Source organism: Streptomyces sp. NPDC034111, from assembly GCF_055575375.1.
In genome coordinates this window covers 28,465-48,601 of sequence record NZ_JBVIST010000026.1, presented here as the reverse complement: position 1 = coordinate 48,601, position 20,137 = coordinate 28,465, and the positions used below count along the sequence as shown (strand labels likewise).

Below are 20,137 nucleotides of genomic sequence, written 5' to 3'. Positions count from 1 at the left end.
GTAGACAGTCGAAGGGGACGGAAGCGCGGACATGGCAGCGGACAGGGCTAGGGTCCCGGCGGACGGCCGTACCGGACGGCAGACATCGTTCGACGTCGCGGACGCCGCCGTGCTGCTGCTCGATACCCATGGCCGGGTCGAGAGCTGGCCCCCGGCCGCTGAACGCCTGCTCGGGCACGCCGCGTCCGACGTCGTCGGACGTCCCGTTGCCTCACTGCTGGCTCCCGACGACGCGGCGCGGCTGCCCGTGCTCGCCGAGGAGTGCCACCGGCAGGGCCACTGGAGCGGACGGCTCTCGGCGCGGCGCGGCGACAGCGCAGCGGCGGACCTCCAGGTGCAGGTGGTGCCGATGACGGACGGCGCAGGACGGGAGCACTGGCTGGTCCTGGGGGCCGAGGCACCGGCCGCGCACGGCTGGGCGATGAGCCGGCAGGTGCTGGAGCGGATCGTGTCGGCGTCTCCCGTGGGCATGGCCATCGTGGACACCGACCTGCGGTGCATCTGGTCCAATCCGGCGCTGGAGCAGTACGGGGGAGGGACCACCGCCGAGCGCATCGGACGACGTCTGGGCGAGATCCAGCCGGGGCTCGACGCCGAGGCGCTGGAGACCCAGATGCGCCGGGTGCTGCACAGCGGCGAACCGGTGACCGGCTACGAGCACACCGGCCGCGTGGCCTCCGACCCGCACCACGAGCGTGCCCAGACCATGTCCTTCATCCGTCTCGACGACCCGGACGGCCGGCCCATGGGGGTCTGCTACACGGTCATCGACGTCACCGAGCACTACCGCTCGCGCCGGCAGATGGACCTGCTGGACCGGGCCGGTGAGTACATCGGCCGCAGCCTGGACGTGCTCCAGACCGCACAGGACCTCGCGGATGTGGCGGTGCCGGAGCTGGCCGACTTCGTCGCCGTGGATCTGCTGGACTCGGTGATCAGGGGCGAGGAACCGCTGCCCGGGCCCCTCAGCGACGCGGACACCGTCCCGCTGCGGCGCGCCGGGCAGCAGTCGGTGCGCGACGGGGTGCCCGAGTCCGTGATCGAGGTCGGTGCGCTGACCGGCTACCAGGCCTGGTCGCCGCCGATCCGCTGTCTGGCCGGCGGCGGCTCCTGGCGCTCCGGGCGGCTCGATCCGCTCGACGCACACTGGGCCGACAGCCCCGGCGGGCGCCCCGCACACTTCAACGACCTCGGGCTGCACGCCGCGATGGTCGTCCCGGTGCGGGCCCGCGGCACCACCATGGGCGTGGCCACGTTCTTCCGCAGTCAGGGCGACGAGCCCTTCACGGAGGACGATCTGCGCCTGGCCGAGGAATTCGTCGGCCGGGCGGCGGTGTGTATGGACAATGCCCGCCGCTACACAAGGGAGCGTGAGGCGGCCCTCGCCCTCCAGCGGAGCCTGCTGCCGCAGGGCTCTCCCGAGCAGCAGGCCGTCCGGGTGGCCTCCGCCTATCGCCCGGCCAACGAGCTGGGCGACGTCGGCGGCGACTGGTTCGATGTGATTGCGCTGTCCGGTGCCCGAGTGGCCCTGGTGGTGGGCGATGTGACGGGCCATGGGATCGACGCCATCGCCACCATGGGGCGGCTGCGGACCGCCGTACAGACCCTCGCCGTCCTCGATCTGCGTCCCGAGGAGCTGCTGGCCCACCTCGACGACCTGGTCGGCCGGGTGGGGCGGGAGGAGGAGGCGCGTCGGCCGGGCGCCGGAGCGCTGGGCACCAGCTGTCTGTACGTGGTCTACGACCCGGTCGGCCGGACCTGCACCATGGCCAGCGCGGGGCACCCGGCCCCCGCTGTGGTCACCCCCGACTGCACCGTCACCTTCGCCGATCTGCCGGTGGGACCGCGTCTCGGCATCGGCGGCCTGCCCTTCGAATCCGTCGAACTGCCGGTCACCGAGGGCAGCGTGCTCGCCCTGTACACCGACGGTCTGCTCTCCGGCGTCCCGGCCGGCCCCGAGGGGCCCTCCGCCAAGGAGCGGCTCCAGCAGGCCCTGGCGACACCGGATCTGAGGCTCGATGCGCTGTGCTCGCACGTCATCGACGAGCTGGTGTCCACCCGGCCCCAGGACGATGTGGCGCTCCTGCTGGCCGAGACCTTCGCGCTGGACGAGGACCGGTACGCGGCCCGGGATCTGCCGGCCGATCCGGCGGTCGTCGCCGAGGCCCGGGCCGCCGCCGCCGGACAGCTGGAGCGCTGGGGCCTGGCCGACCTCGCCTTCACCACCGAACTCGTGGTCAGCGAGCTGGTCACCAACGCCATCCGGCATGCCACCGGGCCGATCCAGCTACGGCTGATCCTGGGGCAGACGCTGGTCTGCGAGGTGTCCGACGGGAGCAGCACCTCGCCGTACCTGCGCCATCCCCGGGTGACCGACGAGGGCGGCCGGGGGCTCTTCCTCATCTCGCAGTTCACCGAGCGCTGGGGGGCCCGTTACACCACCCAGGGCAAGGTCATCTGGACCGAGCAGGCCCTCGCCGGTCAGGACTCCGAAGCGGCGGCGGGCCCGGCCGCGGACGCCTCCTGACCGCCGTCGGACGGCGCGGACGGGGGTGCGAGCGGGGCGGTGCTGGACCGAGGGATCAGATGGGTGGGCAGGACGATGTGCCGTTCCCGGTCGGTGTCCGGGGTATCGATGAGCGTACGCGCCAGTTCACCCGCGATACGGCCCATGTCCGTCGGTGACTGCGCGATCGTGGACAGCCCGGCCCATCGGGCGATGTCGTGGTCGTCGAAGCCGAGTACGGACAGTCGCCCGGGGACATCGATACCGCTCTTGCGCAGCGTCCACAGGACCGCGACGGCGATCTCGTCCTGCTCGACGAAGAGCGCGGTGGGCGGATGTCGCAGGCTGAGCAACTGGCCGACCGCCTCCACGACGGTGCGGTCCTGGCCCAGTACGGCGCCGACCACCAGCTCCTCGTCCAGTGGGATGCCCGCCTCGGTGAGCGCCTGCCGGTAACCGGTCAGCCGCTCGTTGGAGCTGAAGGTGAACCCGCTGACCCCGATCGCCCGCAGAAAGGCGATCCGCCGGTGTCCGAGGTTCAGCAGATGCCGGGTGCCGGCGCACGCCGCGCCCACATCGTCGACGTAGACGCTCGGCCGGCCCTCGGAGTGCTGGCTGACGTATATGACCGGCATCTGGAGATCGTCCAGGCGGGCGCTCTCCTCCTCGGTGAGGTCGAAGGAGAACACCAGCAGCGCATCGGCGTTCCGCCGCGCGGGCAGGCGCTCGAAGAAGGCGGTGCGCTCGGCCATGTCGGGCACGACGTAGACCACCAGCTCCAGGCCGGCCGCGCGCAGCACCGGTCCCAGCGCCTCCAGCGCCGAGCCGACGAACCACGACTTGAGTATCGGTACGAGCACGGCCACCACGCCGGTCTTGCCGGTGACCAGGCTGGCCGCCTGCCGGGAGATGGCGAAGTTCAGCTCGCGGGCCGCGCGCTCGACGCGGGCCCGGACCTCGGACGAGACGGATGCGTAGCCGCGCAGGGTGCGCGAGACGGTGGAGGCCGAGACCCCGGCGCGTTCGGCGACATCGGCCATCGTGGGATGCCGTTGAGCTGGTGACATGCACGGACGGTAGCACGATGAGCACATGCGAGGCGGCGTTGATGACAGCGCTGTCATGAATCCGGTCGCCCGGGAAAATCCAGCGCTTTTCCGCCTGGAAGCTGCACGGTACAGCCGAATGACCTGCGCATTACCGCGACGTAACGCATTGACTTCCGCTGAGGGCACTCTTAGCTTGAAAGCGCTGTCTCGCTGGGGTCGCCACCAGCCGCTCGGAGCGATCCTCCAGCGCATTGACCTGCGGATTCACACACTCGATGACGAAGGCAGCGCAGTCAGCAACGCTTTCACGCCCCTGTCCATGCCATCCGGCGGCCGCTGCCGGGAAGGGATGAGCTCCCGCATGACCACAGTGAGTTTCGAGAAGGTCACCCGGTGCTATCCGGGTGCAGACCGGCCCGCGGTCGACGCACTCCACCTGGACATCGCCGATGGCGAGTTCCTGGTCCTCGTCGGCCCCTCCGGGTGCGGCAAGTCCACCAGCCTGCGCATGCTGGCCGGCCTGGAGGACGTGGACGACGGCGTGATCCGCATCGGCGACCGGGACGTGACCCATCTGCCGCCCAAGGACCGGGACATCGCCATGGTGTTCCAGAACTACGCGCTCTACCCGCATATGAGCGTCGCCGACAACATGGGGTTCGCCCTGAAGGTCGCCGGCACACCGAAGGACGAGATCCGCCGCCGGGTGCAGGAAGCGGCCAGGATCCTCGACCTGGAGCCGTACCTCCAGCGCAGGCCGAAGGCGCTCTCCGGCGGGCAGCGGCAGCGGGTCGCCATGGGCCGCGCCATCGTGCGGGAACCACAGGTGTTCCTGATGGACGAGCCGCTGTCCAACCTGGACGCCAAGCTGCGCACCCAGACCCGCACCCAGATCGCCGCCCTCCAGCGCCGGCTGGGCGTGACCACCGTCTACGTCACGCACGACCAGGTCGAGGCGATGACCATGGGCGACCGCGTCGCCGTGCTCAAGGACGGTCTGCTCCAGCAGTGCGCCGCCCCGCGCACCCTCTACGACGAGCCGGCCAATGTGTTCGTGGCCTCCTTCATCGGCTCGCCGACCATGAACCTCAAGGAGGCCCGGATAGCCGACGACGGCATCCAACTCGGCGGCACCCGACTGCCGTTGCCCCGCAGCGTGCTCTCCGCGGCCGCGGCCGAGGGCAGTGACCGCGTGGTGGTGGGCTTCCGGCCGGAGGCGCTGGAGACCGTCACGCCGGGCGAGCCGGGCCTCGGTATGGCGGTGTCGATGGTGGAGGAGCTCGGCTCCGAGGCGTACGCCTACGGAACCCTCCAGGGGGACGACCGCAGGGGCATCGACAGCGGCACCGTCACCGGGGCCGAAGTCATCGCCCGGGTCGACCCGCGGACCCCGCCCCGTAAGGGCGAACGGATCACCCTGCGCCTCCGGAGCGACGGCGCGTACTTCTTCTCGGCCACCACCGGCGAGCGGCTTCCCACCGAGTGACCGGCCTCCGCTCCGGTTCCGCACCACCAGGAGAGACAGTGAAGACCAGGACCACCAGAGCGCTGCTGAGCGCGGGAGCGGCGCTCGCGGGGCTCGCGGCCGTCGCCGCCTGCGGCGCGAACGGGGCCGCCACCGAGGCCGGCGGCCGGCCCACGTTCGAGGGGCGCGGCCCCATCACCTACGTTGCCGGCAAGGACGCCTCCGGCTCCGTCCAGGAGGTGCTCGACCGCTGGAACAAGCGGCACCCCAAGGAGAAGGTCACCTTCGTCCAGCTGCCCACGGACCCCGACGCCCAGCGCCAGCAGATGATCCAGAACGCGCAGACGAAGTCCGACGCCTATACGGTGCTGTTCCTCGACGTCGTGTGGACCTCGGAGTTCGCCGCGCACCGCTGGATCGACCGGCTGCCCGAGGAGCAGTTCCCGTTGCGGCAGATGCTGAAGCCGATCGTCGAGACCGGCAAGTACCGCGGCGGGCTGTACGCCGTGCCGGCGAGCTCGGACGGCGGGATGCTCTACTACCGCACCGACCTCCTCAAGAAGGCCGGTATCGCCAGGCCGCCGGTCACCTGGGCCGAGATGAAGGCGGACTGCGCCAAGGTGGCGAAGCTGCCCCAGGCGCGGGGGATGTCCTGTTACGCCGGGCAGTTCCAGAAGTACGAGGGACTGACGGTCAACTTCGCCGAGGCCGTGAACTCCGCGGGAGGCGTCGTCACTGACGCCAAGGGCACGCCGGGGGTGGACACCCCGCAGGCGAAGCGCGGACTGGACTTCCTGGTCAACTCCTTCAAGGACGGCACCATCCCGAAGGACGCCGTCACCTACCAGGAGGAGGACGGCCGCCGCGCCTTCCAGACCGGGAAGCTGCTCTTCCTGCGGAACTGGCCCTACGCCTATCCCCTGATGGCCAAGGACGACGGCTCCAGCAAGGTCGCGGGCCGGTTCCGCGCCGCGCCGCTGCCCGGCCTCAACGGCCCCGGCGCCTCCAGCTTGGGCGGCCACAACGTGGCCCTGTCGGCCTCGGCGGAGAACAAGGCGACGGCGATCGACTTCATGAAGTTCCTCGCCAGCCAGGAGATCCAGCGCTTCACCCTGTCCCGCGCCCCGGGCGCACCGACCTACGACGCGCTGTACAAGGACCGCAAGCTGGTCAAGCAGTACCCGTACCTCCCCACCCTCAAGCAGTCGATCCTGCACGCCGTACCGCGGCCCCGGGTCTTCCAGTACGGCGATGTCACGGCGGCGATCCAGCAGCAGGCCTACGCGGCCATGACGGGCAGCACCAGCAGCGCGCAGGCCCTGAAGGACCTTCAGCAGACCCTTCGGCAGCAGTCTGCGGGGGAGTGAGGAGAACACCATGGCGACAACGCACCATCCGGCCGCGCCACGCGCGCTGTCCATACCGGCGAAGCCACCACGGCGCCGTCCCCGGGCCACCTCCGGATCCGCCCGGCTCGCGACCCTCCTGGTCTCCCCGACACTGCTGGTACTGACGATCGTGGTGCTCTACCCGACGATCGTGGCACTCAAGGACTCGCTGTACGGCACCCCCGGCCTCAACCCGAAGACCGGATTCGTCAACGAGACCGACCCGTTCGTCGCGCTGGAGAACTACGGCGCGATCTTCGGCGCGGCCGGCCCCCGCTTCTGGAACGCCTTCTGGAACACCACCTTCCTGACCGTCACCACGGTCGCGCTGGAGACCGTCATCGGCATCGCCATGGCGTTGATCATGCACCGCGCCTTCCAGGGACGGGCCCTCGTCCGGGCCAGCATCCTGGTGCCGTGGGCCATCCCCACCGCGGTGAGCGGTCTGCTCTGGCGCTGGATCTTCAACAGCAACGGCGTGGCCAACGCCCTTACCGGGCAGCACATCCTGTGGACCACCGAGGGGTTCCACGCCAAGCTCGCCGTCATCATCGCCGATGTGTGGAAGACCGCACCGTTCATCGGCCTGCTCGTCCTGGCGGGCCTCCAGGTGATCGGCAAAGAGGTGTACGAGGCCGCCAGGATCGACGGGGCGGGCCCGATGCGCCAGTTCTGGAACATCACGCTGCCGCTGGTGAAGCCCGCGCTGCTGGTGGCCGTGTTGTTCCGGACGCTGGACGCGCTGCGGATGTTCGACCTGCCGTACATCCTCATCGGTGCGCAGAAAACCTCGGTGGAGACACTGTCCATGCTCGCCCAGGACCAGGCCGCGAATGTGCGCTTCGGCCCCGCCGCGGCCTATGCGGTGATCCTCTTCGTCTATGTCTTCCTGATCGCGCTGGCCTTCGTACGGCTGCTGGGCGCCGATGTCGTCGGTGACGACGGCCCCGCCCGCAGGCCCCGCCGATGGCTGCCGCGGCGTCGCACGGAGGTGGCGGCATGACACTCTCCCCGAACCTGCGCAAGTGGCTGCTGTACGCCGGGGTCGCCGCGGTCGTCGCGTACTGCCTGGCACCGTTCTACTGGATGCTGGTCTCCAGTCTGCGGCGGACCTCCGACATCTTCGCCAACTCGCCCTTCCCCACCCGCCTTTCGTTCGAGAACTACCTCGCGGTCCTCGACCCCTCCGCGTCCTTCACCCGGGCGCTGCTCAACAGCATCGTGGTGGCCGGCATCACCACCGCCGTGGCGCTGGTCCTGGCCACCTTCACCGCCTATGCGATGGCGCGGCTGGAGTTCCGGCTGAAGCGGCTGGTGCTCACCCTGATCATCGCCACCTCCATGTTCCCCGTGGTGTCGATCGTGGTCCCGCTGCTGAAGATGTTCGTCGACTTCGGCTGGATCAACAGCTACCAGGCGATGATCGTGCCCAGCATGTCCTTCACCCTGCCGCTCGCGGTCTGGAACCTCACCGCGTTCTTCCGGCAGATGCCCCAGGAACTGGAGCACGCGGCCATGGTGGACGGCTGCACCCGCGGCCAGGCGTTCCGCAAGATCATCATCCCGCTCGCCGCGCCGGGCATGTTCACCACCGCGATCATCACCTTCATCGCGGCCTGGAACGAATTCCTCATCGCCCTGTCGATGACCAACAAGGCGGAGATGCAGACCGCGCCGGTAGCGATCTCCAAATTCTCCGGCGCGAGCCAGTTCGAGACCCCGTTCGGCAGCCAGATGGCGGCGGGCGTGCTGGTCACCGTCCCGCTCGTGATCATGGTGCTGCTCTTCCAGCGCCGGATCGTCGCCGGTCTCACCGCCGGCGCGGCAAAGTAGCCCGCCCCACCGGCCCAACCACCGCAACACCGATACCCCAAGAGCACCGAGGAGCACGCAGCAGCATGCCCAGCAACCCCGCACCGTGGTGGCGCAGCGCCGTCATCTACCAGGTCTACGTCCGCAGCTTCGCCGACGGGAACGGTGACGGAGTCGGTGACATCGCCGGCATCCGCTCCCGGCTGCCCTATCTGAAGTCGCTCGGGATCGACGCCATCTGGATCAACCCGTGGTACAAGTCGCCGATGGCCGACCACGGTTACGACGTGGCCGACTACCGCGCGATCGACCCGCTCTTCGGCACCCTGGCCGACGCCGAGGCGCTGATCGAGGAGGCACACCGGCACGGCATCCGCGTCATCCCCGACATCGTGCCCAACCACACCTCCGACCAGCACGCATGGTTCCGGGCGGCGCTGGCCGCCGGCCCCGGCAGCCCGGAGCGCGAGCGCTACCACTTCCGTGAGGGGCGCGGACCCGACGGGGCCGAGCCGCCCAACAACTGGCAGTCCGTCTTCGGCGGCCCGGCCTGGACCCGGCTGCCCGACGGCCAGTGGTACCTGCACCTCTTCGCCCCCGAACAGCCGGACCTCAACTGGCAACACCCCGAGGTGCAGGCGGAGTTCGAGGACATCCTGCGGTTCTGGTTCAGCCGCGGCGTCGACGGCTTCCGTATCGATGTGGCCCACGGCCTGGTCAAGGACCCCGGCCTCCCCGACCTGCCGCCCCGCAGCGGCTCGGACGCACCGGCCCCCGGAGAACAGCCGGACCACCCCTACTGGAACCGCGACGAGGTGCACGCGATCTACCGCGCATGGCGCCGGGTCGCCGATGAATTCCCCGGCGACCGGTCGTTCGTCGCCGAGGCCTGGGCCGACACCCCGGACCGGCTCGCCGCCTACGTACGGCCGGAGGGGCTGCACACCGCCTTCAACTTCGACTTCCTGATGACCAGTTGGGATGCCACCGCGTTGCGCGAGGTCATCGACCGCTCGCTCGGCACCCTCGGCTCCGTCGGCGCCCCCGCCACCTGGGTGCTCTCCAACCACGACGTGGTACGCCACCCCAGCCGCTTCGGCCGCCCGGTGGCCAAGAAGTGGGTCGCCAACGAGCCCTACCGGCCGGAAGGCCCCCTCGACCTCGAACTCGGCGTCCGGCGCGCCCGCGCGGCCGCCCTGCTGATGCTCTCCCTGCCCGGTGGCGCCTACGTCTACCAGGGCGAGGAACTGGGGCTGGCAGAGGTCGAAGACCTGCCCGAGGACGTCCTCCAGGACCCCATCTGGGAACGCTCCGGCCACACCGACCCCGGCCGCGACGGCTGCCGCGTACCCATCCCCTGGTCCGGCCAGAGCGCTCCCTACGGTTTCAGCCCCGAGGACGCCACCGACGCCCCCTGGCTGCCGCAGCCCGCACACTGGAAGGACCTCAGCGTCGCAGCGCAGACCGACGACCCGGCCTCCATGCTGGAGCTCTACCGACGCGCCCTGCACCTCCGCCGGGACCACCCCGCCCTCGGCGAGGGCGACCTGACCTGGCTCGACACCCCGCCCGGCGTGCTCGCCTACCGCCGCGAGCCGGGCTTCACCTGCGTCGTCAACCTCTCCCCGGAACCGTACGAGCTCCCCGCCCACCACTCGGTACTGCTGGCGAGCGGCCCGGTCGAGGACGGTCGCCTGCTTCCGGATCAGGCGGTGTGGCTGGCGATGTAGGGGCCTGGGCACACCCTTTCGACGGTAGCCGCCGCCCCCGTGGGTGCCGCACACGGTCCGTGAACTACGGGGCGGGGGACGGCGGGTGGGGCGGGGCCGGTGCGGGTGGGGCGGTGGATGTCGCTGAGGGCGTCCATCGCCCCGCTGTGTGGGACCTGTATCAGAAGGTGACGTTGGCGCTGGGTAGGGCGGCTCCGAAGAGGCCGTGGGGGCCGCGCAGGGTGAGGCCGGTGTCTTTGCCGCAGGTGTCGGCGGATCCGCTGGGGGCGGGGCCGGTTTGGGTGCCGCGGGCGATCCATATGCAGCCGTCGGTGTTCTCGGTGGGAGTGCCCACGATGGTTTCCGCCTTGCCGTCCTTGTTGAGGTCGGCGAGGTGGACGGCGGTGCCGAATTCGTCGTTGGCTTCGGCGTTGCCGGGAATTCCGGGGGTGTCTTGGGAGTAGGCGGTGGCCTTGTTTGTCGTCAGGCCGGCAGCGGATCCGTACAGGACGACGGTACCGCCGGCGTAGGCGCGGGTGCCGATCGCTTCGCCGGGCACGCCCACGAGCACATCGTCGTAGCCGTCCGCATTGATGTCGCCGGTGCTCAGCGACTGCCCGAATCGGTCAGCGGTCTCCGCGGCGCCCGGGATACCGGCCGTGTCCTGGTGGAAGATGCGGGGCCGCTGATCGGCGGTGATGCCGTGGGCGCTGCCGTAGAGGACCTGAATCTCGCCTCCCTTGTGGGCACCGCGCTCACCGTCGACGGTTCCGTCGTCGGCGATACCGGTGATCAAGTCGCCGTAGCCATCGCCGTTCACGTCCCCGATCTGGCCGGTGTGACCGTCGGCGTAGGGCAGCTTGACCGGCGCGTCCTTGGTGGGGTCGGAGGCGTCGACCGGGCCGCGATCGAGGAGGACAGGTCCGCGAGGGTCGCCGTCGGTCGGTCCGGGCAGCCAGAACCGCTCCGCCCGGCCATCGCCGTTGACATCGCCCATCACCACCCCGCGTGCGCCGATGCGCCATTCGCGGTACTGCGAGGCGGCCTGCCCGCCACGGGTGAAGGGCCCACTGTAGGAGGCGCCTTCGCAGCGCGACGCCACGGTCACCTCCGGGGCCCCGTCCCCGTTCATGTCTCCCGTGGCCAGGGCCATCCCGAAGCCGCAGTAGGTCTGGTTCTGGCCGAACCGTGCGACCGGGTTGATCGCCGCACCACCCTTCAGCCCGGACGGCCCGCCCCACACCACGGTCACCGAACCACGGGCGTACTTGCCGTCCACGCCCTCGTGGGGCGCGCCGATCAGCAGGTCCGCATAGCCGTCGCGGTCGATGTCCGCACTCGCCACCGCAGCGCCGAACCCGTCCCACGCCTCCGGCTCACCCGGTACCCCCCAACTTGCCTGAGTGATCACGGTACGGCGGGCGGGACTCACCGAGGAGGCCGACCCGTACAGCACCACCACCGCACCGGCCTCTTCCACCGCGCCGTTGGCCGCACCCGGCGCCCCTACGGCCAGATCACGGTAGCCGTCGCCGTTGAAGTCGTCCTGGACGGCCGCCGTATTTGCGCCCTTGTAGGGCGCGGCCACCGATGTAGGCCCGGAGGCAACGGTGACGGTGACGACCGTCGTGAGCACGGCAGACAGCGCAGCGATTCTGTGCAACGAAACTCCCTGATCCGAAAGCGAGTTGGCGTGCTCGCAACGCTGCTCGTCGCGACCGCCCACCGCTGGCGCCGATTGCCGGCACCACTCGCCACACAGGACACACCACACCGGCCAATGGTTGTAGACGCTGCCGCGTCATGCCATGCCTGCGGAACGGCAGGGCGCCGAAGGAGGAATACTGTGGGCATGGAGTTCTTCTGCTATCACCGTGATCGGCCCGGCTCCGTGGCGCTGCGTGAAGAGTTGCTGGAAGAGCACTGGTCGTACATGGACCGGTACGCGGCGGAGATGATCGCCCGCGGCCCGACCCTCACCAGCGACGGCGACGCGCCCACCGGCAGTGTGCACATCGTCGACCTGCCAGATCCTGCCGCCGCCCGCGCATTCGCCTTCGGCGAGCCCGGCTACCAAGCAGGCGTGTACCGCGACGTGCTGCTGCGTCGGTGGCACAACACGCTCGGGCGCACCATGTGGGATTTCCCTGGTGGCCGGACCGGTGGCAACCGGTACCTGGTGCTCGGCCTCGGCGCCGGAGAGGCCTGCGACCTCGCCGTGCCGCCCGAGCAGGACGAGTTGATCGCGTACGGGCCGCTGCTGTCCGACGACGGCACCACCTGGCTGGGTACGGCGGCGCTGGTGCGGGCGCCGGACCCGCACACGGCACGCGCCGTCCTGACCCCGGACCGGTACGCCGACATCGAGGTTCACAACTGGCAGTTCGGCGGACGGCCGTCATGAGCCGAGGCGTTTGCCGGCCTTCCACGTCGTTGTGTCAGCCGTTGATGCGCCGACGGGCCGGGAGGCTGGTCCGGGCCACCGTCCTGAACAGGCTGGCTGTCCTGTGACGTTGAAAGTTGACTGTTCGTTGTCATCGAAGGTTGGTGATCAGTAGGTTCTTGCTGGCGAAGTTTGCGTTTTTGCATGGAGTGCCGGTGTGGCAGGGGGCACTCGCGGGTGCGTACGCGCATCCGGACCTGAGACCTTTTGACCTGGGGCGGGAGTGGTGGCGGTGGCGATGCGGACGGTTCCGCTGGTGGGCGGGCCGGTGGAGTTACGGGGGGCGCTGGACCTGGAGAGGACACCGGCGGGGGTGATGCCGCGCCGGTTGCCCGCGTGGACCAAGGAGCAGTATCAGGACCCGTCGGTCTACGGGGTGACTCTGATGCCGTCGGGGGTGCGGCTGGTGTTCCGCACCGATGCCCGTGAGCTGGAGTTCGAGGTGCTCACCTCCACGGGGCAGCTCGACAGCGACCCTCAGCCCCGCCCGACCGGGATGCTGGAACTGCTGGTGGACGGTGCCCCGGCCGGGCGTCGGCAAGCACCGGTGGGCAATGTGGTGCGGATGGCGGTCCCCGGGGGCGTGCAGCGGGTGATCCCGGGCGAGCCGGGGACCGTGCGGTTCGCCGGATTGCCGGCAGGCATGAAAGACGTCGAGCTGTGGCTGCCGCAGCAGACCCCCACGGAACTGGTGGCACTGCGGGCCGACGGTGAGGTGCTGGCGCCGTTGCCGGACGGGCGGCGCCGCTGGGTGCACCACGGCAGTTCCATCAGCCACTGCATCGAGGCCGACGGCCCGACCGGCACCTGGCCGGTGGTGGCGGCTGCGCTCGGCGGAGTGGAGGTGATCAACCTCAGCCAGGCGGGAAACGGAATGCTGGACCCGTACGTCGCCAGGACGATCCGCGATATGCCCGCCGACCTGATCAGCCTCAAGGTGGGCATCAACATCGTGAGCCTGGCAGCCTTCCGGCTACGGACGTTCGGCCCCGCGGTGCACGGATTCCTGGACACGATCCGGGACGGGCACCCGGACACCCCGCTGCTGCTGATGTCCCCGGTGAGCTGTCCGGCCCTCGAGGAGACTCCCGGCCCGACCGCGACGGGCCCGGACGGGAAGACCACAGCCCTGGGCGACCCGGCTGATGTGGCTGGTGGGGCGTTGACATTGACAGTGGTCCGTGCCGAGCTGTCCCGGATCGTCGCGGCCCGGCAGGCCCACGATCCCCACCTCCACTATCTCGACGGACGCGAGCTGCTCGGCCCGAACGAGGTGGATGACCTGGCCGACGGCCTGCACCCCACCGCCGCCGCATACCGCCGGATGGGCAAGCGCTTCGCCGCCCACGCCTTCGCGGACGACGGTCCCTTCCGCTGAGTGATCAGGGCTCCGCACCTGCACCGGGTGCGGAGCCCGAGCGTCCGGTCGGCCGGTGCGTGGCGCCTGGCATGCCCTTGCTGGATTCGCCGCCGGGTGCTCGGCGGTTCCGCGTCCTCCGGGCGGTCCCGGCGTCGCAGTCGGTGTCCTCGCGGTGGGTCATGTATCGCAGTACTTGGTCTTCGTGTTGATGTCGGCGATCCGGGTGATGTGCCCGAAGGTGTGCCTGCCTTTGGTCTTTCCGTTGGTGGAGAAGCACTCGTACCACGGCGACGCGTTCGACGGAGCCCACTTGATGGCAGCGGTGATGCGCTTGCCCTTCTTGCAGTGGTTGTTGAAGTACAGCGTGGTGGTCTGCCAGCCGTTCTTCCACGAGAAGTTGACCCGCGCCTTGGAGTGCGGGCTGCACTTGATGCTGTCTTTCCCCGATTCCGGCGGCCTGGCGGTGGCCTGTAGTGCGGATGTGGCCGGGGAGGACGCAGGGGGAGCGGTGTGCGCCGCGGATGCCGGGGCGGACAGCAGGCCGAGGGTGAGGCCACCGGCGGCGACGATGGCTCCGGCTGATGTGAGAGTGCGCATCGATTTCCCTCATGGAGGTTGCGGATCACTACGTGTTGATCGTTTCAGTGCGGGCGCCCTCACGAAAGGCCGCCCGTCGCGGAGCCGAGCGATCTCGGCCCCGTAGTGGATCGCGTCGCGGTTGATGAGGGGCAAGTCCCGCAGACGACTGCTGTGGCGGGTGCTGTTCATCCCCGACTGGGCTCCGCCGCCTGTGAGTTGGGGCCTCGGTCGGTTTCCCATCAAGATCGTGCCTCTTTCGGCCAAGCTTTGCTCGGCCCTCCCCGTGGCCTGCCAAATGTGTCGCCAGCGTATGGGCCGTCAGGCATCCTGCTCGCCAGCGGCCCGCGACCGTGCCAGAGGGGGACACGGCCGGGCCATGTGTCCGGGGGGACTGATGACACAGATGCAGCACGGCACCGTGACCGTGTCCTCAGGGCGGGGCGTGGTGGAGGGGGCCTTCGCGGTGTTGGACGAGTTACGACGAAGAGGTGGCGAAGCAGGGCTCACACAGATCGCCGCCGCCTGCAAACTGCCCAAGGCGAGTACGCACCGGCTGCTGGACCAGTTGGTCAGAGTCGGTGCTGTGGAGCGGCACGAGGGCCGCTACCGGGTCGGCTGCCAGCTCTACTGGCTCGGCCAGGCATGGCAGCCCCATCCAGGACTGTGGCTGGCCGCCCGCGGGCCACTGCACAGGCTGCGTGCCATCACCGGCGCCAGCGCCGTGGTGACGGTCCTGCATGACGGCCTGGCCCTGACCGTCGCCTCCGTGCCCGGTGATGTGGAACCGGTGGCGCCGGTCCGCGACGGGATGGGGTTCAGCCTGGAGACAGCCGCAGGGCAGGTACTCACCGCCGGTCTCCGGCGCAGGACAACGGGCCGGCTTCCGGGGGCCGTTCTGGAACGCGAGCAGGTACTGGACGGAGTGTGCTGCGCCGCACTGCCGATGCGCTCATCCGACGGGCGGCTGCGTGCGGCCCTCACCGCGATGGTGCCTCCGGACCGCCGACTCGAGAGAGTCGCCGAACAGGCCGCACAGGCCGGGGCCGCCATTGCGGCGAGCCTGACGAGGGCAGCGGCCAGCATGGCCGAACTGCCGCCCGTACTGCGCTACTGACAGTTCCGCTCAGTGGACCGCGCGTGGAACGACGGAACGAGCGGGGTCAGCATGAATGCGTACCAGTCGGGGGGACCGGCCAAGCCGCAGAAGGGTGATGGCACTCCGGCGCCGTGTCGGCGTCATGCGCCGGACACGGGGGAACGAACAGAATCGGCTCACGACCAGAAACGGGGAATGACGTGGTAAATCGCATGAAGCGCATGGCACGATTGGGCGCCATCGCGGCAACAGGCGCGGTCCTCCTGGTGGGAGGGACGGCCGCGACGAGCGCCACCGCCGCCGACCGACCCGCCGCTGAGACCGCCGCCGTCGCACAGCCCGCGCCGCTCGTGACCTGGCAGAGGTACGGGAACTTCCCCTACAGCTCGTGCGTCAATTGGGGCACCACCCTCGTCAACAGTGGCAACGTGCTGGCCTGGCAGTGTGTGCACATCGGCTCCGGTATCTACACACTGTGGGTCCTGCGCTGACCCTGACCGGCTACCAAGAAGCCGTTGTCGTACTCCGCGGAGTCTGCCCGCAGGCCGAACGTGGGTTCCCGGCTGGGTGATTCCGGGGTTGGGGTATGAAGCTGGGCCTCCCGCACACCTCATGGGTGTCGAATCCATCTGAGGGGCGGGAGGCCCTTTGCCCGCAGTCTTCCGCAACAAGCAGCCGCGGGCGTGCCCGGCGCGCATACGGGCGCCGCAGCGCGCATCGCGGGGGCGCGGGCCTGATCACCATGTCCGCGGTATTCCGCACAACCCGTCAATGCCCCATGTCAGCCCTGGTACCGGGCGAATGCTCCCCTCACCGTTGCCGACGAAGGCTTCAACTCTCTTCGCCGCCCGCGTGACAACGGGAAACCCAGCCGCGACGCGGGCCTCCTCTCACCCTGCACCAGGAGGAACGTCGTGAGGATCAAGCACACCGCCCGGAGGAACAGCTCGTCGAGCCGCCCCGGCGGCCCGGCCGGACGGCTTCGGACGCTGGCCCTCATTTCGGGTCTGGCCGCCGCGCTCGCGTTGACCGCCCCCGGAACCGCCGACGCGGACCAGGGCCGGCCCTTAAGCGCCAGAGAGCTCAAAGCGGCGAGTGACGCGGTCCTCGCCGCGGACATCGGCGGCACGGCGTGGACCGTCGATACGAAGAGCAAATCCGTCATCGTCCAGGCCGACAGCACCGTCTCGGGCGCCGAGCTCGCCAAGATCAAGAAGCGGGCGGGCCGGAACGCCGGGGCGCTGCGCATCAAGCGCACCCGGGGCAAGCTCACCAGACTGCTCTCCGGCGGAGATGCGATCTACGCTTCCGCGGGCTGGCGCTGTTCGGCCGGCTTCAACGTGCACGTCGGCACCTCGTACTACATCCTCACCGCCGGGCACTGCACCGAGGGCTATCCGACCTGGCGCACCACCCTCGGCCTGCCCATCGGACCGACGGCCTACTCCAGCTTCCCGGTCAACGACTACGGCTATATCGCGTACACGAACGCGCTGTTGCCGCACCCCAGCAATGTGAACCTGTACAACGGCACTTACCGCACCATCACCGGTGCGGCCAATGCCACCGTCGGCATGCTCGTCGAGCGCAGCGGCAGCACCACGGGCCTGCACAGCGGCACCGTCACCGGACTCAACTACACCGTCAACTACGGTGACGGCGACATCGTCTACCAGATGATCCAGACCAATGTGTGCGCCGAGCCCGGTGACAGCGGCGGTCCGCTCTTCTCGGGCAACACAGCGATCGGCCTCACTTCCGGCGGCACCGGTGACTGCGTCTTCGGCGGCATCACGTACTTCCAGTCGGTCGTCGAGGCCCTCAACAACCATGGGGTGAGCCTCCCTTGAGGGTGCGGAACCGTGCGTAGCTAGGCCGACTCGTAGGTGCGGGCGTGCGCCGCGGTCCGGTCGTCTTCCGTCGGGCGGGGCACGGTGCGCGTTGGTGGTGCGGAGCGCTGGACGTGCCTGCGGCGGGGTGTGATGTGCTGGCGGACGTCGTCGATGCCTCGCCGCATGGTGGTGCGGAGCCACCCTCCGAGGGGGCGTTCGATGAGGCGGTGGATGAGCCATGCGGAGGCCAGCATGAGCGCGGTCACCGACGCCACCAGGACCGGGGCGGGGATCTGGTCCCGGAAGTGGTGGATGAGGGTCAGGCCGATGTTCATGTGGATGAGGTAGAGCGGGTAGGTGAGCGCTCCCGCGGTGGCGAGCCACTTCCACCGGATCCGGTCGCAGGCGCCGAGCGCGATCGCGCCGATGAGGGCGAAGGCAGCGATGATGATGACGTGCGCGGGCCAGGTGGGCAGGGCGTCCACGGCGGCCTTGCCGAGGCTGGTGGCCAGACGGTAGTCGAGGTAGCGCTGGGCGAGCAGCAGTTGCAGGATCACGATCGCCCACAGGACGGCGTTGGGCCGGTGGCGGCGCATCAGGTAGAAGGCGATGCCCGCGATGAAGAACGGCGCGTACTGCGGCATCGCGAACTCGGTGACCAGGGGAGTCTTCAGAACCGGCGCGAGGGCGGCGGCCGCCGTCCACACCCCGCACAGGATCAGGCAGTTGCGGTAGGTGACGCCGAACAGCATGACCACGACCATGATCAGGTAGAACTTGAGCTCCACGAAGAGCGTCCAGTACACCGGGTCGACGTCGGGGGTGTTGTTGCCGCCCTGGAGCATGGTCAGGTTGGTGATCACCGTGTCCCAGCCGCGCAGGGAAGCAAACTCCGGCCACGTCTTCACCACCACCGCGGTGAGCAGGATGCCGGCCCAGTAAGCGGGAAACAGTCGGGAGAGGCGGGAGACCGCGAACTCGCCGACCGTACGGCCCCACACGCTCATGCAGATGACGAAGCCGCTGATCAGGAAGAAGACCTCGACCCCGACCCACCCGTACTGGGCCGCCGTGTGGACGGTCGGGAAGATCGTGTCCGTGGCATGGCCCCAGGGCCGGGCGAGGGCGGCGTAGTGGTAGAAGACCACCATCAGCGCGGCCAGCAGCCGCAGCCCGTCGAGTGCGGCAAGCCTGTTCTCCGAGCGGCGCTCGGCCATCGTGCAACCCCCAAGCTCCCGGGCCAGGAGCGCTCGGTCTCTGAAGAGGCTCACGGCTGCCATGCGCCGGTGAGCACGTTGTGCGTTACGTGAAGTGGGAAGGGGCCACCTGGCACAGCAGCCGCACCGACGACCTCATGGCGGAAGAAGAAGTCGCACGACGGCGGATGAACTCCCAGGCGCGGGCATCACGACAGGCGCCGACTTCCATGTCCTCGGTTCGGTGGGGACTTCCGTTGCACAGGGGAGCCTCCGCCCCCTGCGGGCTGTCAGCCGCGTCCGGTGAACTTCTGTCCGACCCCGAGTTGGCGCAGGCCGGTGAGGACCTTCGGGTCCTGGGCGTCGAGCCAGTCGCACAGCTGCCGGAAGGAGACCAGCCGGACGTCCTTGTTCTTCTCGTCGGCGATGTGCTTGATCGCCTCCTCGACGGCGTCCATGTAGATGCCGCCGTTCCACTGCTCGAAGTGGTTGCCGATGAAGAAGGGCGCACGGTTGGTCTCATACGCCCGCTGGAAACCGGCGATGTACGCCTCCGTGGCCTGCTTGCGCCAGCCCGGATAGTTGGCCGGCGGGGCCTTGGTGGAGTTCTGCGACTGGTTGGCCATGATGTTGTAGTCCATCGAGAGGACCTGGAAGGAGTGGCCGGGGAACGGCATGCCCTGGAGCGGGAAGTCCCACAGGCCCTGCTTCTTGGTGGGCCACACCTGAAGGCCGCCGGGCGAGCTGGCGTCGTAGCGCCAGCCGCGCTTCCTCGCCGTCGGCAGCAGATTCTCCTGACCCAGCAGACACGGCGTACGGGCGCCGACGAGTTCCTTGCTGTAGTCGAACGGCAGCGGCTCGAGGTCGGTGAAGCCGGTATTCGTACGCCACTTGTTGACGAAATCCATGGCCTGCTCGATCTCGGAGTCCCACTGGGCGGGCGTCCAGTGGGCCACCGAGCCACGGACGGTTCCACAGAAGTGGCCATTGAAGTGGGTGCCTATCTCATGGCCTTCCAGCCACGCCGCCCGCAGGTTCTTCAGCGTCAGCTTGATGTGGTCATCACTGAGCATCGGAATGTCGGAGGCGCCGACCGGGTTGTTCGGCGGCCGGTACAGCCGCCGCTTCGACTCGGGCAGCAGATACAGCCCGGAAAGGAAGAACGTCATCGAGGCGTTGTGATCCTTGGCGAGCTTACGGAATCGCGGAAAGAGGCCGTTTCCCACCTCGCCCGCGCCGTCCCAGGAGAAGACCACGAACTGGGGCGGCTTCTGCCCCGGTTCCAGCTTCTCCGGTGCGGGCGGCTGCTTGGGCTGCTTTCCGGTGTAGGCAGTCGAGCCGTCACCGATCGGCTTCGCCTTGGCCTTCTGCCCGGACTCGGCCGAGACCTTGCCGGACTCCGACGAACCGGAGGAGGAACAGCCGGCGACAGAGAGCCCCGCCGCCGCTCCTACCCCGAGTCCGAGCATTCCCCGTCGGCTGAATTCGCGCATGACGATCCCCATCGGATTCTTTCGCCTTGAAGTCCCCTAACGGGACGCCCGGAGAGATGGGCTGACGGATGCAGGGGTTCCGCTACCGCGGTGAAAACTCAAAGAGCGGACTGAGCTGCGACGCAGGGTCGACAGCCGAACGACACAGGGTCGTCGGCCGGCCACCCATGTATTGCGGTGGGGCCTCTTCCTTTGGGTAGAGGAGGGTG

Annotated in this window: 16 protein-coding genes; 11 read left to right on the top strand and 5 right to left on the bottom strand. The window is 69.4% G+C overall.

Annotation, left to right across the window (positions count from 1 at the left end; translation table 11 throughout):
- Nucleotides 1-31 precede the first annotated feature (31 nt).
- The gene (locus tag ACZ55A_RS34555; protein ID WP_468848719.1) at nt 32-2,527 is read left to right on the top strand and encodes a SpoIIE family protein phosphatase; all 2,496 of its coding nucleotides are present in this window, start codon (nt 32-34) and stop codon (nt 2,525-2,527) included.
- Here ACZ55A_RS34555 and ACZ55A_RS34550 read toward each other — a convergent pair.
- Complete coding sequence (locus ACZ55A_RS34550) at nt 2,482-3,573, bottom strand: LacI family DNA-binding transcriptional regulator (protein ID WP_468848718.1); 1,092 nt, start codon at nt 3,571-3,573, stop codon at nt 2,482-2,484. The genes ACZ55A_RS34555 and ACZ55A_RS34550 overlap by 46 nt on opposite strands.
- Before the next feature lie 343 nt (nt 3,574-3,916).
- Here ACZ55A_RS34550 and ACZ55A_RS34545 point away from each other — a divergent pair, with 343 nt between their 5' ends.
- The 5 genes from ACZ55A_RS34545 (at nt 3,917) to ACZ55A_RS34525 (ending at nt 9,950) form a co-directional block, all read left to right on the top strand.
- Nucleotides 3,917-5,041: an ABC transporter ATP-binding protein gene (locus tag ACZ55A_RS34545; protein WP_468848716.1), complete on the top strand. Its 1,125-nt coding sequence runs from the start codon at nt 3,917-3,919 to the stop codon at nt 5,039-5,041.
- A 38-nt stretch (nt 5,042-5,079) separates the two neighbouring features.
- Entirely contained in the window at nt 5,080-6,387 is a 1,308-nt protein-coding gene (locus ACZ55A_RS34540) for an ABC transporter substrate-binding protein (protein WP_468848715.1), read from the top strand.
- A 10-nt stretch (nt 6,388-6,397) separates the two neighbouring features.
- Nucleotides 6,398-7,411 (top strand): carbohydrate ABC transporter permease, encoded by a 1,014-nt coding sequence (locus ACZ55A_RS34535; RefSeq protein ID WP_468848713.1) that lies wholly within the window; start codon nt 6,398-6,400, stop codon nt 7,409-7,411.
- Complete coding sequence (locus tag ACZ55A_RS34530) at nt 7,408-8,241, top strand: carbohydrate ABC transporter permease (protein WP_468848712.1); 834 nt, start codon at nt 7,408-7,410, stop codon at nt 8,239-8,241. The genes ACZ55A_RS34535 and ACZ55A_RS34530 overlap by 4 nt, the downstream gene beginning before the upstream one ends.
- 65 nt (nt 8,242-8,306) lie before the next feature.
- Nucleotides 8,307-9,950 (top strand): glycoside hydrolase family 13 protein, encoded by a 1,644-nt coding sequence (locus tag ACZ55A_RS34525; protein WP_468848710.1) that lies wholly within the window; start codon nt 8,307-8,309, stop codon nt 9,948-9,950.
- 160 nt (nt 9,951-10,110) lie between these two features.
- Here the strand turns inward: ACZ55A_RS34525 and ACZ55A_RS34520 are convergent, their stop codons facing one another.
- A complete protein-coding gene (locus ACZ55A_RS34520; RefSeq protein ID WP_468848708.1) occupies nt 10,111-11,592 on the bottom strand; it encodes a hypothetical protein in 1,482 nt (493 codons plus the stop codon).
- 189 nt (nt 11,593-11,781) lie between these two features.
- Between ACZ55A_RS34520 and ACZ55A_RS34515 the strand changes: the two genes are divergently transcribed.
- On the top strand, nt 11,782-12,333 hold the full coding sequence (locus tag ACZ55A_RS34515) for a YciI family protein (protein WP_468848798.1): 552 nt from the start codon (nt 11,782-11,784) through the stop codon (nt 12,331-12,333).
- 277 nt (nt 12,334-12,610) lie between these two features.
- Nucleotides 12,611-13,750 (top strand): GDSL-type esterase/lipase family protein, encoded by a 1,140-nt coding sequence (locus ACZ55A_RS34510; protein ID WP_468848796.1) that lies wholly within the window; start codon nt 12,611-12,613, stop codon nt 13,748-13,750.
- Nucleotides 13,751-13,909: 159 nt separating this feature from the next.
- Here the strand turns inward: ACZ55A_RS34510 and ACZ55A_RS34505 are convergent, their stop codons facing one another.
- On the bottom strand, nt 13,910-14,329 hold the full coding sequence (locus ACZ55A_RS34505; protein WP_468848707.1) for a hypothetical protein: 420 nt from the start codon (nt 14,327-14,329) through the stop codon (nt 13,910-13,912).
- A gap of 376 nt (nt 14,330-14,705) precedes the next feature.
- On the opposite strand from ACZ55A_RS34505, the gene ACZ55A_RS34500 reads away from it, so the two are divergent.
- The 3 genes from ACZ55A_RS34500 to ACZ55A_RS34490 all read left to right on the top strand — a co-directional run bounded on the left by ACZ55A_RS34500 (nt 14,706) and on the right by ACZ55A_RS34490 (nt 17,257).
- On the top strand, nt 14,706-15,425 hold the full coding sequence (locus ACZ55A_RS34500) for a helix-turn-helix domain-containing protein (protein WP_468848706.1): 720 nt from the start codon (nt 14,706-14,708) through the stop codon (nt 15,423-15,425).
- Between the two features lie 203 nt (nt 15,426-15,628).
- On the top strand, nt 15,629-15,898 hold the full coding sequence (locus ACZ55A_RS34495; protein WP_468848704.1) for a hypothetical protein: 270 nt from the start codon (nt 15,629-15,631) through the stop codon (nt 15,896-15,898).
- A gap of 423 nt (nt 15,899-16,321) precedes the next feature.
- Nucleotides 16,322-17,257 (top strand): S1 family peptidase, encoded by a 936-nt coding sequence (locus tag ACZ55A_RS34490; protein ID WP_468848702.1) that lies wholly within the window; start codon nt 16,322-16,324, stop codon nt 17,255-17,257.
- A gap of 20 nt (nt 17,258-17,277) precedes the next feature.
- Here ACZ55A_RS34490 and ACZ55A_RS34485 read toward each other — a convergent pair whose 3' ends face one another.
- Together ACZ55A_RS34485 and ACZ55A_RS34480 are read right to left on the bottom strand one after the other, a co-directional pair.
- Nucleotides 17,278-18,456 (bottom strand): acyltransferase family protein, encoded by a 1,179-nt coding sequence (locus tag ACZ55A_RS34485; RefSeq protein ID WP_468848700.1) that lies wholly within the window; start codon nt 18,454-18,456, stop codon nt 17,278-17,280.
- Between the two features lie 269 nt (nt 18,457-18,725).
- Nucleotides 18,726-19,928, bottom strand: coding sequence for a polysaccharide deacetylase family protein (locus ACZ55A_RS34480; RefSeq protein ID WP_468848698.1), 1,203 nt, complete (start codon nt 19,926-19,928; stop codon nt 18,726-18,728).
- Nucleotides 19,929-20,137: the final 209 nt, after the last annotated feature.

Excerpts from the sequence above, each read along its gene's own strand:
- ACZ55A_RS34555 (WP_468848719.1), top strand. The coding sequence starts at position 32 with ATGGCAGCGGACAGGGCTAGGGTCCCGGCGGACGGCCGTACCGGACGG.
- ACZ55A_RS34550 (WP_468848718.1), bottom strand. The coding sequence starts at position 3,573 with ATGTCACCAGCTCAACGGCATCCCACGATGGCCGATGTCGCCGAACGC.
- ACZ55A_RS34545 (WP_468848716.1), top strand. The coding sequence starts at position 3,917 with ATGACCACAGTGAGTTTCGAGAAGGTCACCCGGTGCTATCCGGGTGCA.
- ACZ55A_RS34535 (WP_468848713.1), top strand. The coding sequence starts at position 6,398 with ATGGCGACAACGCACCATCCGGCCGCGCCACGCGCGCTGTCCATACCG.
- ACZ55A_RS34530 (WP_468848712.1), top strand. The coding sequence starts at position 7,408 with ATGACACTCTCCCCGAACCTGCGCAAGTGGCTGCTGTACGCCGGGGTC.
- ACZ55A_RS34525 (WP_468848710.1), top strand. The coding sequence starts at position 8,307 with ATGCCCAGCAACCCCGCACCGTGGTGGCGCAGCGCCGTCATCTACCAG.
- ACZ55A_RS34515 (WP_468848798.1), top strand. The coding sequence starts at position 11,782 with ATGGAGTTCTTCTGCTATCACCGTGATCGGCCCGGCTCCGTGGCGCTG.
- ACZ55A_RS34510 (WP_468848796.1), top strand. The coding sequence starts at position 12,611 with ATGCGGACGGTTCCGCTGGTGGGCGGGCCGGTGGAGTTACGGGGGGCG.
- ACZ55A_RS34505 (WP_468848707.1), bottom strand. The coding sequence starts at position 14,329 with ATGCGCACTCTCACATCAGCCGGAGCCATCGTCGCCGCCGGTGGCCTC.
- ACZ55A_RS34500 (WP_468848706.1), top strand. The coding sequence starts at position 14,706 with ATGACACAGATGCAGCACGGCACCGTGACCGTGTCCTCAGGGCGGGGC.
- ACZ55A_RS34495 (WP_468848704.1), top strand. The coding sequence starts at position 15,629 with ATGGCACGATTGGGCGCCATCGCGGCAACAGGCGCGGTCCTCCTGGTG.
- ACZ55A_RS34485 (WP_468848700.1), bottom strand. The coding sequence starts at position 18,456 with ATGGCCGAGCGCCGCTCGGAGAACAGGCTTGCCGCACTCGACGGGCTG.
- ACZ55A_RS34480 (WP_468848698.1), bottom strand. The coding sequence starts at position 19,928 with ATGCGCGAATTCAGCCGACGGGGAATGCTCGGACTCGGGGTAGGAGCG.